Source organism: Microbulbifer sp. CNSA002, assembly GCF_047324085.1.
GTDB lineage: Bacteria > Pseudomonadota > Gammaproteobacteria > Pseudomonadales > Cellvibrionaceae > Microbulbifer.
Map to the genome: position 1 here is coordinate 2467567 of NZ_CP172449.1, position 13499 is coordinate 2481065.

The 13499-nt window shown below is 49.5% G+C and carries 10 protein-coding genes and 1 tRNA gene; 8 read left to right on the plus strand and 3 right to left on the minus strand.

Going from position 1 to position 13499, the window contains the following annotated elements; translation table 11 throughout:
- Positions 1-98: 98 nt before the first annotated feature.
- Both ACG1BZ_RS11065 and ACG1BZ_RS11070 read right to left on the minus strand, forming a co-directional pair.
- A tRNA-Pro gene (locus ACG1BZ_RS11065) sits at positions 99-175 on the minus strand.
- A gap of 69 nt (positions 176-244) precedes the next feature.
- The gene (locus ACG1BZ_RS11070) at positions 245-1093 is read right to left on the minus strand and encodes an acyl-CoA thioesterase (protein ID WP_282932695.1); all 849 of its coding nucleotides are present in this window, start codon (positions 1091-1093) and stop codon (positions 245-247) included.
- Positions 1094-1442: 349 nt separating this feature from the next.
- On the opposite strand from ACG1BZ_RS11070, the gene ACG1BZ_RS11075 reads away from it, so the two are divergent.
- From ACG1BZ_RS11075 to ACG1BZ_RS11095, 5 genes are all read left to right on the plus strand, one after another.
- Positions 1443-2123 (plus strand): hypothetical protein, encoded by a 681-nt coding sequence (locus ACG1BZ_RS11075; RefSeq protein ID WP_413665686.1) that lies wholly within the window; start codon positions 1443-1445, stop codon positions 2121-2123.
- Positions 2124-2452: 329 nt separating this feature from the next.
- Positions 2453-3139: a TetR/AcrR family transcriptional regulator gene (locus tag ACG1BZ_RS11080; protein WP_282932697.1), complete on the plus strand. Its 687-nt coding sequence runs from the start codon at positions 2453-2455 to the stop codon at positions 3137-3139.
- Complete coding sequence (locus ACG1BZ_RS11085) at positions 3132-3686, plus strand: DUF1285 domain-containing protein (RefSeq protein ID WP_413665687.1); 555 nt, start codon at positions 3132-3134, stop codon at positions 3684-3686. The genes ACG1BZ_RS11080 and ACG1BZ_RS11085 overlap by 8 nt, the downstream gene beginning before the upstream one ends.
- 592 nt (positions 3687-4278) lie before the next feature.
- Positions 4279-5934, plus strand: coding sequence for a serine/threonine protein kinase (locus ACG1BZ_RS11090; RefSeq protein ID WP_413665688.1), 1656 nt, complete (start codon positions 4279-4281; stop codon positions 5932-5934).
- 122 nt (positions 5935-6056) lie between these two features.
- Positions 6057-8777 (plus strand): TonB-dependent receptor domain-containing protein, encoded by a 2721-nt coding sequence (locus ACG1BZ_RS11095; RefSeq protein WP_413665689.1) that lies wholly within the window; start codon positions 6057-6059, stop codon positions 8775-8777.
- Positions 8778-8878: 101 nt separating this feature from the next.
- Here the strand turns inward: ACG1BZ_RS11095 and ACG1BZ_RS11100 are convergent, their stop codons facing one another.
- Complete coding sequence (locus ACG1BZ_RS11100) at positions 8879-10516, minus strand: electron transfer flavoprotein-ubiquinone oxidoreductase (RefSeq protein WP_413665690.1); 1638 nt, start codon at positions 10514-10516, stop codon at positions 8879-8881.
- 354 nt (positions 10517-10870) lie between these two features.
- Here ACG1BZ_RS11100 and ACG1BZ_RS11105 point away from each other — a divergent pair, with 354 nt between their 5' ends.
- The 3 genes from ACG1BZ_RS11105 (at position 10871) to ACG1BZ_RS11115 (ending at position 13465) form a co-directional block, all read left to right on the plus strand.
- Entirely contained in the window at positions 10871-11620 is a 750-nt protein-coding gene (locus tag ACG1BZ_RS11105) for an electron transfer flavoprotein subunit beta/FixA family protein (protein ID WP_282932702.1), read from the plus strand.
- Entirely contained in the window at positions 11620-12549 is a 930-nt protein-coding gene (locus tag ACG1BZ_RS11110; protein ID WP_413665691.1) for an electron transfer flavoprotein subunit alpha/FixB family protein, read from the plus strand. Before ACG1BZ_RS11105 ends, ACG1BZ_RS11110 begins: the two co-directional genes overlap by 1 nt.
- A gap of 220 nt (positions 12550-12769) precedes the next feature.
- Positions 12770-13465 carry a type II secretion system protein N gene (locus tag ACG1BZ_RS11115; RefSeq protein WP_413665692.1) on the plus strand — a complete coding sequence of 232 codons (696 nt, stop codon included), beginning with the start codon at positions 12770-12772 and terminating at the stop codon, positions 13463-13465.
- Positions 13466-13499: the final 34 nt, after the last annotated feature.

A 13499-nucleotide genomic window follows, 5' to 3' on the forward strand; every position in this document is an offset into this window, starting at 1 on the left:
GTGTAATTACTCATGTAAACCTTTAGAGTAAAAGCTCTGCCAGGAATGAAATCATAAACACAAAAAAGCCCGCTAAAAGCGGGCTTTTTCTTTTTGTATGGTCGGTGAGAGAGGATTCGAACCTCCGACCCCTTCGTCCCGAACGAAGTGCGCTACCAGGCTGCGCTACTCACCGTTTTTTGTTTCGCATCATTTGCGAAGGGGCGGCACTATAGCAGCAATTTTTCTGCAGTAAACCACTGATTTAATTTTTTATTTGTCGAATCAGCCCCTCTTGGCAGGTAGACGCTACCAGCGTTCCGTCGCGGGTGAAAATCTGGCCGCGGGTAAAGCCTCTGGCACCGGTTGCCGAAGGGCTATCCGTTACATAGAGAAGCCATTGATCCAGGCGGAAATCGCGGTGGAACCACATCGCGTGGTCAACGCTCGCGGGCATCAATTGGGGGTCGAATAAGGATATGTCGTGCGGCTGTAGGGAGGTACCCAGGAGTCCCATATCGGATGCATAGCAAAGTGCTGCTCGGTGCTCCATCGGGTCGTCCGACATCTCGCCCTCTGCCCGCAGCCAGAACATGCATTTGGCTTCGCGGGTTTCAGCGCCAAAGTAGCTTTGCGGGTCTACCGGACGAAAATCGATCATATAGCGCCGCTGATCGTACTGCGGGCTAACCAATCCAGCTTCCAGGGCCAGCTCCTGGGTGTTTTTCAGGCTCTCAGGAGAGGGAATCTCGACACAAGGCAGGTCGGCCTGGTGGTCAAATCCGGGTTCCCGAATTTGGAAGGAGGCGGACATATTGAAGATCGCGCGCCCGCGCTGCTTGGCGACTACGCGACGAGTGGTAAAGCTACCGCCATCGCGGATTGGGTCTACTTCGTAGATCACCGGCAGCTCACTAGAGCCTGGGCGGAGGAAGTAGGCGTGCAGGGAGTGGGGTAGGCGATGCTCAACGGTACGAGTTGCTGCCATCAGTGCTTGGCCCAGAACTTGCCCGCCAAAAAGCACTTTACGATAATTTTCAACGTGATGACGACTGCGGAAGAGATTTCGATCCAGCTCTTCAACATCCAATAACTTACCTAATTTTTCCAACATAAGGGATTTTGCCCGTTACCTATTCCACTTAACAGAGTTTGTAGATGGGGAGCTTTGCGCTCTTAATCAAAAGGATAATAACAGCAAATCCCTTTAACCCCATTCATATTTTGAACGTTAGGCCCATTTTGGTCACAGGTGCCACCTCGTATAGCTGTCCAGCTCTTTTCCATACACTAGCTACTGATTTTCTCAGTCAAGTTGAAACTCTGTGCTATTGACTATTGCGACTTGTCGAATCCTTACTTATTTCTGTGGTATAAAGCGCCAATAGTTGTTGGGACAGTTGGACTAATTTGTTTGCAGCTATCCAACAAAGATTGAATAAGAGAAGTAGGAGATACCACAGGTGCCACACAACAATATTGATATACGTCCACCACTGAACTTCGGCAAGGTTGTCAGTCGGCACCGTACCGCAAAGGCTGTGGCTGGAGGGGTTGGCTCTGCTGCTTATTATGGGGTGTGGGGTGCACAGACGGCTACGGGTGCCACACTAACCGGCCTGGCTACCGGTGCAGCGGCTGCGACTTCTGCGACGGGTATTGGTTTGGTTGTTGCTGGAACAGCATTATCCATTGGTTACGCTGGTTTGGCGGCCCGATCCGCATACAAAACCAATAATCACCTCAATGCTCTGAAAAAAATCTACGAAAACAGGAAGTCGTATAGCTGTCCTTGTAAAGGATCGGTCGCCCACGACTATGTTTCTGGCCAAGTGCTTCCTTATATCATCGAACAGAAAAGCAAAAAGTTGCATCGCAAGATGGTTGAAGCGACTCCGGGAATTGCCTCAGTGGAATATGCGCGCAAGGCAGTAAAAAACCTGTACAAGCGTTCACAGGGTACGCTCGGTAAAAAACGTACCTTTGCTGCAGAGTGGTTGGCGCAGCATTTGATTTCTCATGATTGTGAATTAGCTAATGCGATTGTTGCAGAGCTCTACTCAGAGGAGGAAATGCTCTGGATACGCACGCAGGACAACGATGTAGTCGCGCCTCTGTTGGAGCTAAAGCTGAAGTCCGTTTAATAGTGGCTTCTTGTGTTCTGGTTTAGTTCTTGATTTCATTCGGAAGTATTGGGGTAATGGACTACCCCGCAATCACTCAATCGTCGAATTTTATGTGTTATGTGCAATGCTTGGGCTCGCCAAACGTCACCACATGCTAAAATAAAAGGTCTGCTCTCAGCTTAAAATTGGCTCATTTTGAGTAAATTTTGAGCAAAATGGCCTAATATTTTTAATATTAGGCAGTCTAATTCCCCGATTTACTTTTCCAACCGACTTGAATTGCCTATCATTCATGAATGAATAGTCAATTTCAGTCCCCATTTTTACGGGCAAAGAAGGTCGGAAGTATGGATAAGGCAAAAGAGAAGGTTCAGCGGTTCCGCGCGCGGGAGCAGCGTATCCTGGATGCGGCTCTGGAGCTTCTGTTGGAGCACGGTGAAGAAAAAGTCACGGTCGAACAGATTGCCGAGCGTGTGGATATCGGTAAGGGCACGATTTACAAGCACTTCATTTCCAAGACAGAAATCTACATGCGTTTGCTGATGGATTATGAAAAATCCCTCGCTGAACGTCTCAAGACCGCTGTAGCCTTGGCCGAGCAAGGTGATATCACCGCTCCAGCCCGCGCCTATTTTGAATCTCGTATGGCCGATCCTGGCAAAGATAGACTCTTCCAGCGCCTGGAGGAGAAGATTATCGCGTTGAACCTGGCTCCAGAAATGATTGCGGAGCTCCACAATATTCGTAATTCCAATGCCACCTCTCTCAATCGGGTCTTTGAGCGCCGTATGGAGCAGGGCATGCTGAAGAACGTTCCTGCATACTTCTATTACTCAACGTACTGGGCGCTTGTGCAAGGGGCGGTAGAGCTTTATCACTCCAAGTCTTTTGCCAATGTAATAGAGGACAGGGAAGGTTTGATGGAGTTTATTATGGATGTGGGTGTGCATATCGGTGATATGTCCTCTCGCAAAACGCCAGAGGGAAGCCAGACAAGCCATCACAGCGATTCTGCGGGGTCCGCCCTTGGCTGAGCCCCTGTTCCAGCAGCTGCAAAAATTACAGGCTGAATTTCATGGGCATCCACCTGTAGAAAGGTGGAACCCAGAGCTTTGTGGGGACATGGATATGGTCATCAAGTCTGATGGCTGTTGGATCCACGAGGGAACAGAGATTCGTCGTCACCCTCTTGTGAAACTGTTTGCCAGCATTTTGAAGCGTGAGGGGGATGAATACTTCCTTGTCACCCCTGTCGAGAAGCTGCGAATCACAGTGGAGGATGTTCCATTTGTGATCACTCAGGTGGCCCGCAACCCCGGGAGTACTCATCAACAACTACTTTTCACCACAAATGTGGGCGACGTTGTTGAGCTGTCGGAAGAGGGGCAGTGGCAACTGAGAGACTTTGGTGCTCCGCCGCAGCCAATCCCTTACCTGGAGATTCGAGGGGGGTTACAGGCTCGCGTTTCCCGTGATGTTTTTTACCAGTTGGTAGACTGGGCGCTTGAAGGGGATCGCGATACCGATAAGCTTTTTGTGCAAAGTGACGGAAAAGATTTCCTGCTGGGTTCTTGCAATTAGATAGCTCCCGGTTCCTGCTGGCGGATTCCTCGCGCCTCAGCGCTGATTTGTAGCTGGGGCTTTAATTCATAGCCTTGCTCCTCACTGTTCGAGTTTAGAAAGTACTTGCTTGACCCTATAGCTCCTGACTTTACTCTCTCGACGAACTTTCCTTATTTATATCTTTGGTGTCAAACTGTTTAGTGGATGCCATTATCGCTCCTGTATTTTGATTACCGCTGTGGAATTTATACTTGATTGTGCCGGTGCTTGCTTGAATCCGGAAAGTTGCCCGGGAATATACATGTCCGTACTATTTATTTGTGGTGTTGCTGTATTTCATTTCTATTAAAAAAATAGTGTTTGAAATCTTATGGAAATATAAGTGTATTTGTTCTGAAAGGAATAGAATATTAATTCGATAATTTACGGAAATATCTAAATAAGTAACAAATCCGCAACAGTGCATTTCTAAACTTCCCTCCGTCCAAATCGCTACGGCGAAACAAAAAAATATAGTTTTTATTTGCTTGGTTGTTGTCATTTATTTTTTTTAAAAATGGCGGAGTTGAAGCAATTAAAGTTTTGGATTGAAATTCCTATAGGGGGAAATATGAAGCGAGTACAGAATAAGCTCTTACTGGCAGCTGCGATTGCTGCGCTATTAGCGGGTTGTGACGGTGGCGGTGTGAGTATCGAGCCGGAAACAGTAGATAACTCGGTGGATAATTCTATCACCAATCCAGGTGGTGATTCTTCGGATGAGAATCCATGTGCAACTATAGAAAGTTCTAGTGTACAAGGTGAATATAGCGATAGTAACTGCTATTACACTGCTGACTTTGTTTCTGCAGCAAACCCCTTGATTGAAGATTTGTATTTGGCTGCGCTGGATAACGATGGGGCTCATATCTTTAGTGGCAGTCTGTTTGTTGGTGAAAGTTATTCCAGCGACTCTGACCTGACTGCAGCAGGGATTTCTGAGGGCGGTGATGGCGTTAAGCTGGAAATTCAAGCGGGCGCCACTATCGCTTTTAAAGATAATTCAGCATTTATGGTTGTAAACCGTGGATCACAAGTATTTGCTCGCGGTACTGAAACTTCACCAATCACCTTCACCTCAGAGACTGATGTCCTCGGCACTGTAGGTCCCGAAGACGTTTCACAGTGGGGGGGGATGGTTATAAATGGCTTTGGCGTAACCAATAAGTGCCAGTACACAGGCTCTATTGATGGCGGCAATCTTGCCCTTGCTGGAGAGTGTCACGTAGCTGCTGAAGGTTCCACCGATGACAACACCTCCTATTACGGTGGAGACAATAATGCCGACAGCTCTGGCGAGCTTTCTTATGTTGTTGTAAAGCACACGGGTGCTGAAGTTGCCAGTGGTGACGAGTTGAACGGAATTGCATTTGACGCCGTGGGTAATGGAACAACCATTCGCAACCTTCAAACTTACTCCACTTATGATGACGGTATCGAATTCTTCGGCGGTGCCGTAGATGTAGAAAACTATGTTGCGCTGTATGTTCGTGATGACTCCATTGATGTCGATGAGGGTTATCGCGGAAGCATTACTAATGCGTTGGTGATTCAAAGTGAGACCGACGGCAATCACTGTATTGAGGCCGATGGAATTGGGTCCTACAGCGATGCTACTGACTATTCCTCGTTGATTGGCCAGGGGCTAAATAGTCGCCCGGTAATTGACGGTCTGACCTGCATTATTTCCGCTCAAGAAGAGGGTACCCATGATCCGGGCGCTGGTTGGCGTCTGCGTGAGGGAATTTACCCGATGATCACCAACTCCATAATTGTTGCTTCCTTCTTTGCTGATGAGACCGGAGAGGCCGGGGATAACTACTGCCTACGTGTTGAAAGCTCTCAGACACGGGATGAAGCATCTGCAGGCACCGAGGTGGCCCTGACTTCTAATATTTTTGCTTGTGAAGATCGAACTAAAACCGATGAAGATAGTTTTGATGTGGAGACTTGGGCTGTAGATGGGGGCAATCAATTTGCCTCCATCTCCGGTGAAGTTAACCCAACCTCTGACGCCGATACAGACTTTGTTTTGCTCGGCGGTTCTCCTGCGATATTTACCGTTGACGAATCTGCTCAAATGATAGATGGCATTGCACCGACAGTTTCTGCCGAGCTGGGTCGCGCCTATTTGGGAGCGCTTGAGCAGGATGGTACCGACTGGACTAAAGGTTGGACCTATGGCCTGCATCAAGGTGACCGCGCTCAACCTCTGTGGTTTGAGTAATAGCTTGAGGTAGCGGTCTGGGATACAGCTCCCGATCATTTAAGGCGCCGCCTTCGCTGATGGAGTCGGCGCCTTCTTTGATTTCAGACCGCGATTCTTTGGAACGAAAAGAGGCCGGTTCGATGGCTAAGTATGAAAAATTTCAAAGGGCGCCGCTTGTTTTAGCGATAGCTGCGGGCTCGACATTTGCTTCCGTTGCGACTGCACAAGATACAGAGCTGGTTGAAAACTCTACACCTGAAGTTGAAGAGGTTATTGTCCATGGACGCCTTAGAGACTCAGCTGAAGTCCTAATTAGCGAGCGCCTGGAGGAAGAGGTAGTTACGGATATCCTCGGGGCTGAGATGATCAGCAGGGTGGGGGACTCTACCGTTGCCGCAGCGCTGCGACGAGTATCTGGATTATCCCTGATAAGTGACAAGTTCGTTTACGTAAGGGGCTTGGGTGAGCGATATTCAAGTACAACTCTCAATGGTTCGACGGTGCCATCCCCGGATCTGACCAGAAATGTCATCCCACTGGATCTATTTCCAACCTCTATCGTGGAATCGCTGGCGGTACAGAAGAGCTACTCGGTAGATAAGTCTGCCTCGTTTGGTGGTGGCAATGTTGACATCCGAACTAAGGGGATACCTGATGATCTGACTTACTCTGTCGAAATTGGTACAGGTAGCAACAGTGAAGTTAGTGGGGATGCGCTCAGCTATAGCGGTGGAGATGATGATATTTGGGGCACCGATGATGGAACCCGGGCTATGTCTGGGGAAATTTCTGCAGCCCTGCAACGCTTTAAAGGAGATCTCACGGTTGCAGGTATTCGTGACGCCCTGATTGCAGAAGGCAATGAGTATTCCAGCAATCAAGAGGCATATGAAGCAGCGCAAGCAATAAACAGGGAATTGGCCCTGGGCTTGAACCGTGATATTTCAATCACAAAGGCGTCTACTGATCCCGATCAAGATTATAAGGCTAGCGTGGGGAACCGCTTCTACTTTGGGGATGATTGGGAGCTTGGTTTTCTGGCTGGAGGCTCTTACAAAAGTAAGTGGAGGGAGAGTGAGCGAGTTATTCGTGATTACGGTAATCCGCAAGAGCAGATTGATCATCGAGATGAGTCTACTTATTCCGTGGATATCAGTGGAAACTTAAACCTGGGCTTGCGTTTTTCGGATGAACATGCGGTTGAAAGTACCAGCCTGTTCTTAAGGAATACGGATGATGAAACCTCTATCCGCGACTATTTTAATTCAAATCGCTTGTTATCTGACGGCACTGGATTCAGAAACTACGAACTGAAATATGAAGAGCGGGAGTTGGAGCTTCACCAGCTAAAAGGGAGCCATTCCCTTGGCCCGGAAACTAAGGGGCTGCTGCCTATTGGTTTGTTAAGCTGGATTCCTGAGGAATTGGTGGTTGACTGGTTTTATTCCGATGCGACAGCGATGACTGACATTCCCAATCAGGTTGAGGTTATTGCGAGTACCGAAACCGATCCGGAAACAGGTGAAGTTCTCAGTTCAACAGTGGATATTGCTTCGCGGAGCGCTAGCTTCCGATTTACTGAGCTGGAGGATGAGGTTCGAAACTACGGTTGGTCTGCAACATTGCCTGTTGAATTTTCCTCGTCCACGCTGGAGTTGAGTGGAGGATTTGCTCGGATTGAGAAAGGTCGCTCCTATAAGCAAACTGAGTTCGGATTGGATATCTTCAGTGTTGCTGATAGCGAAATTCTTGATGACCCTCTGGGTGATGTGTTCAGTGATACCAATATTACCGATGATGACAATAATTTTGTTTTTGCCAAGTCTGGTAGTAACAAGCAAAGTTATTTGGCCGCTACTTCGACAGATGCGATCTACGGTAAATTCGATTGGACTCTTGAGGAAACCTGGCGTATTTCAGTTGGGGCCCGATGGGAGGACTATAGTCAAGCTGCTTTAGAGTGGAACCCCTATAGTTTCTCGCAAAGTGAACCACAGATTACGAATGACCCCGAGGAGTTGGCTGAAGCGGTATATACGGATGATGATATTTATCCTTCATTATCCTTGACCTATATGGGGTCATTTTGGGCGGAGACATTCCAGTTGAGATTCGGTGCATCCAAGACCGCTGTTCGGCCCGACTTGCGTGAAATTACCGACGCTATTTATATAGATCCGCACACTGATGATCAGATCAGGGGGAATTCGAGTGTTCGGCCGTCGGAGATCGACAACTACGATATTCGCGCAGAGTGGTTTTTTGATAGCGGCGATAGCCTGACTATTTCGGCTTTCTATAAGGATATTGTTAATCCTATTGAGTTTTTTGAAGCTGCCTCAAGTGATGACAATATTGCGCGAGAGATTATAAATGCTGAGTCTGGTGAGATTACCGGTATAGAAATAGAGGGTATGAAAAGCCTTGGCTTTATCTCTGACCCAATGGATAGCTTCTTCCTGCAGGGCAATATTACACTTCAAGACTCTGAAATTGTTGCCGGTGATGAGGCTGATGCACCGACTAATGCAGTTCGCGAAATGACAGGGGCTTCTGATTATGTGGTTAATATGCTGCTCGGATTTGATAGCCCGGACGGGAACCATTCTGCCAGCTTGGTTTACAACGTATTTGGTGAGCGCCTTTACAAAGCGGGGCGAGATCCTCATCCCGATTCATTTGAGCAGCCATTCCACTCTCTGGATTTGACTTACTTCTGGTATCCAACTGATGAGGTGACGGTGAAGGCGAAAGTGCAGAACCTTTTGGGGGAAGCCATTGAAATTGAGAGGCAGGGTGTCACCGTTTTTGAAGAGGAGGTTGGGCAGACTTTCGCATTGAGCGCGCAGTACAAATTTTAGGGAGGTCAGCTGGCTTTGCCTTGGATTAAGTGCACGAAAATATGCGTTCTCAAGCAATAAAAAATGGCGCCATCGGCGCCATTTTTTATGTGTAGACCCAATTACATATTTGGATAATTGGGGCCGCCGGCACCTTCAGGGGTTACCCAAACAATATTTTGGGTTGGGTCCTTAATGTCACAGGTCTTACAGTGTACGCAGTTTTGAGCGTTGATCTGGAAGCGCTTACCGTTGGTGTCTTCAATAACCTCATAAACACCGGCAGGGCAGTAGCGCTGCGCGGGTTCATCGTAAATCGGCAGGTTGTGACTCAGCGGAACTTCTGGGTCCTTCAGGGTCAGGTGGCAAGGCTGGTCTTCTTCGTGGTTAGTATTGGAAATAAACACGGAAGATAGCTTGTCAAAACTGAGTACGCCGTCGGGCTTCGGATAGTCAATCTTTGCGCAGTCAGCAGCAGGCTTGAGCTGGGCGTGGTCAGCCTTGGTGTCGCGCAGGGTCCAGGGAAGCTTGCCTTTAAAGATATTGATATCCACAAATGCATAGGCAGATCCCAGAATGTTGCCCCATTTGTGCTGGGCAGGGCCGAAGTTGCGCTGCATGTGCAGCTCTTTCCAGGCCCAGCTATCGCGATACTTGGTGGTGTAGTCGGTCAGCTCTTCGCTGTTGCGCTCAGCAGCGAGGGCTTCAACTACAGACTCAGCCGCGATCATGCCGGATTTCATCGCGGTGTGATTGCCCTTGATCTTGGCAAAGTTCAGGGTGCCGGCGTTATCACCGATCAACAGGCCGCCAGGGAAGGTCATTTTCGGTTGAGATTGAAGGCCACCTTTTACTATGGCGCGGGCACCGTAGGCGACGCGCTCGCCACCTTCCAGGTACTGCTTGATTACCGGATGGTGCTTGTAGCGCTGGAACTCGTCAAATGGACTCACATGGGGGTTGCTATAGGCGAGGTCAGTAATCAAGCCGACAACAACCTGGTTGTCTTCGAGGTGGTAAAGGAAGCCGCCACCGTGGGTGGAGCTTTGTTCCAGCGGCCAGCCAGCAGTGTGAACAACCAGGCCTTGCTGGTGTTTGTCCGCAGGGACTTTCCAAATCTCTTTAATACCGATGCCGTAGTGTTGTGGGTCGGCATCTTCGTCTAGCTTAAAGCGTTCGATCAGCTGCTTGCCCAGGTGACCGCGACAACCTTCAGCGAAGAGAGTGTATTTGGCATGCAGCTCCATGCCCGGCATGTAAGAGTCTTTCTGCTCTCCGTTCATGCCGATGCCCATATCGCCAGTAGCGATACCTTTTACAGAGCCATCTTCATTGTACAAAATTTCGGCAGCGGCGAAGCCAGGGAAGATTTCCACTCCCAGGCTTTCGGCTTGTTCTGCCAGCCAACGGCACAGGTTGCCGAGACTGATAATGTAGTTGCCCTCGTTGTGCATGGTGCTGGGCACAAACATGTTGGGGACTTTTATAGAGTTCTCTTCGCTGCGCAGGACGTAGATGTCGTCGCCTTTTACCTCAGTATTGAGGGGGGCTCCACGTTCTTTCCAGTCGGGGAAGAGTTCATTAAGGGCGGTGGGCTCAAATACAGCACCGGATAGGATGTGAGCTCCTACTTCTGAGCCTTTCTCCACGACACATACAGAGACGTCTTCATTGAGCTGACGAATACGACAGGCCGCGGCCAATCCAGCGGGGCCGGCACCCACGATCACTACATCGTATTCCATTGATTCGCGTTCCACGGCACTCTCCTCAGCAGTTGTATTCAACTTTTTTGCGGCCAATCCGGCCTTATCATTTATATTGCTGGCGGATTATATAGGCGTTTAATCAACCCTACCAATTGCATGACTATTCATTTGCTATGGCAAATGCGCTGTATTTCAACGGCTTACTGGGGGTGGATAGGTGGTTCTTATTCCCGGAAATAGATTTTGTGAATGGCAGGAGGGACTTCCATTTGACTATTGATTTTGCGCTATAGAACCGCCACCATACACGCCGTTCAAACACTTGTTTGACCAGAACACCGTATCCGTTCGCGACGTGAATTATCAGTCGCGGCTGTTAAAAAGCATATTTGAGACGGGATTTCCATGAAAGTTCTTGTAGCTGTGAAACGCGTTGTTGACTACAACGTCAAGGTTCGCCCCAAGGCGGACGGCTCTGACGTTGATACAGCCAACGTCAAAATGTCTATCAACCCCTTCTGCGAAATCGCAGTAGAAGAGGCGGTGCGCTTGAAGGAAAAAGGCGTTGTCAGCGAGATAGTCGCCGTTTCCATGGGCTCCAAGCAATGCCAAGAGCAAATCCGCACTGCACTGGCCCTGGGTGCCGACCGCGGTATCCTGGTTGAGACCGATGCTGAGCTGCAGCCTCTGGCAGTAGCCAAATGCCTGAAAGCGATTGTTGAGAAAGAAGAGCCTCAAATGGTAATTCTGGGCAAGCAGTCCATCGATGGCGATAACAACCAGACCGGCCAGATGCTGGGTGCTTTGACTGGCATGGGGCAGGGTACCTTCGCCTCTGAAGTTGCCGTAGAAGGCGACGCTGTTAAGGTAACTCGTGAAATTGACGGCGGCCTGCAGACTGTTGAACTGAAACTGCCTGCCATTGTTACTACTGACCTGCGCCTGAATGAGCCGCGTTACGCCTCCCTGCCTAACATCATGAAGGCAAAGCGTAAGCCTCTCGATACCACGACCCCGGATGAGCTGGGCGTTGATATTACTCCCCGCACCAAAACCCTGAAAGTTGAGCCGCCGGCTGAGCGTCAAGCAGGCATTAAGGTTGCTGACGTTGCTGAACTGGTAGAGAAACTGAAAAACGAGGCGAAGGTAATCTGATGAGCATTCTGGTTATTGCTGAACACGACAACGCCGAACTGAAGGGCGCTACGCTCAACACCATCGCTGCTGCCAAGGCTATTGGTGGTGATGTTGCTGTATTGGTTGCTGGATCTGGCTGCGGCCCTGTAGCGGAGGCTGCTGCTAAAGCTGAAGGCGTTTCCAAGGTACTGCTGGCAGATAATGCCGCTTACGAGCACCAGTTGGCTGAGAACGTTGCCAAGCTGGTAGCGGACTTGGGTAAAGACTACGGTCATATCCTGGCTCCAGCCACTACTACCGGTAAGAACATGCTGCCACGCGCTGCTGCGCTGCTGGATGTTCAGCCGATTTCCGACATCGTCGCTGTTGAAAGTGCAGATACTTTCAAGCGCCCGATTTATGCCGGTAACGTCATTGCCACTGTACAGAGCTCCGATGCCATCAAGGTAATCTCTGTACGTACCACTGCCTTTGACGCCGTGGCGGCTGAAGGTGGAAGTGCAGCGGTTGAATCTGTAGATATCGCGGATGACGCTGGTGTTTCCTCTTTTGTCGGCGAAGAGCTGGCTGTATCCGATCGTCCTGAGCTGACCGCTGCGAGCGTAGTCATTTCTGGTGGCCGCGGCATGCAGAATGGCGAAAACTTCGAAATGCTGTACAAGCTGGCCGACAAACTGGGGGCTGCAGTTGGTGCCTCCCGTGCTGCTGTGGATGCAGGTTTCGTACCTAACGATATGCAGGTTGGTCAAACCGGTAAGATCGTTGCCCCTGACCTGTATATTGCCGTTGGTATCTCCGGCGCGATCCAGCATTTGGCAGGTATGAAAGACTCCAAAGTTATCGTAGCCATCAATAAAGACGAAGAAGCACCGATCTTCTCCGTTGCTGACTACGGTCTGGTAGCTGACCTGTTTGAAGCTGTACCAGAGCTTGAAACAAAGCTGTAATGTCCGATTGCTATACTAGCGGGCATTGAAAAAGGCGGCGTCATGCCGCCTTTTTTCGTTTTTTGGTGACAACCTGCGGAACTAGTGTGCAATTTAAGGGACGAAATGAGGGTTTGCGGCGTTTAACTTGAAAGAGCGTTGCCTTTCCCGGGCTGAGGCAAGAAAATAGGCGTCAAAAACCAATAACCTCAGAAAGTTGAACTTGTATGTGGGTATGTTCATGTCCCCTCTAGCGCGAGCCGTTGGCTCAATTGGCAATAAGTTTGCCCAGGGCGAGTCGAGCAAAGGTCTCTCCCGTGGCACTATGGCGGCGTCAGCTATTGGCCTGTTGTGGTTGTCTGGCAATTTGTTTGCCTATGGCTCCCTATTGGTCCCAAGCGATCCTCAGGAATCCCTGCTCGCGGAGCGTAAAAGCCCGAGAGGTGCTCCTCCCCCCAGCGCTGCCAGTCTTCCCAGCACGCCGTTCTTTGGACGTGCTGAACCTAAAAAGGCTACAGAAGTCCCTGAAGTCGACCTCGAAAATATTCCTCTGACCCAGCTGAATATTGTTTTATCCGGTGTTTTTGACAGCTCCAATAAAACCAAAGCCAGTGCTCTGGTGTCGGAGAAAGGTAAACCCTCCAAGCGTTTGTATGTCGGTGATCGGCTTCCAGGTGGCGCCGAACTTTATTCTGTTGAGGTTGACCATGTGGTTCTTCGTCGTAATGGCAGGATGGAAAAACTGACATACCCAGAAGTAGACGGAAGGCCAAACGTACCATTGAGAGGCGTCAGCAGTTCCAGACAGAGAACGTCAAGTTCCAGCTCCTCCAGAAGAACTGCTCAAAGAGATGAGAACCAGCAGAACATTCGGGAGAGAATGGAGCAGCTGCGTGAATTGGCCCGCGAGCGTCGTGCTCAGCGTGAGCCTAAATAAAAACTATCTACCTAGATTGTTTTGATTTTTTGAA

Bases quoted from the DNA above. Each gene is read 5' to 3' on its own strand.
- ACG1BZ_RS11090 (WP_413665688.1), top strand. From the start codon at position 4,279: ATGAAGCGAGTACAGAATAAGCTCTTACTGGCAGCTGCGATTGCTGCG.
- ACG1BZ_RS11110 (WP_413665691.1), top strand. From the start codon at position 11,620: ATGAGCATTCTGGTTATTGCTGAACACGACAACGCCGAACTGAAGGGC.
- ACG1BZ_RS11105 (WP_282932702.1), top strand. From the start codon at position 10,871: ATGAAAGTTCTTGTAGCTGTGAAACGCGTTGTTGACTACAACGTCAAG.
- ACG1BZ_RS11070 (WP_282932695.1), bottom strand. From the start codon at position 1,093: ATGTTGGAAAAATTAGGTAAGTTATTGGATGTTGAAGAGCTGGATCGA.
- ACG1BZ_RS11080 (WP_282932697.1), top strand. From the start codon at position 2,453: ATGGATAAGGCAAAAGAGAAGGTTCAGCGGTTCCGCGCGCGGGAGCAG.
- ACG1BZ_RS11095 (WP_413665689.1), top strand. From the start codon at position 6,057: ATGGCTAAGTATGAAAAATTTCAAAGGGCGCCGCTTGTTTTAGCGATA.
- ACG1BZ_RS11115 (WP_413665692.1), top strand. From the start codon at position 12,770: ATGTCCCCTCTAGCGCGAGCCGTTGGCTCAATTGGCAATAAGTTTGCC.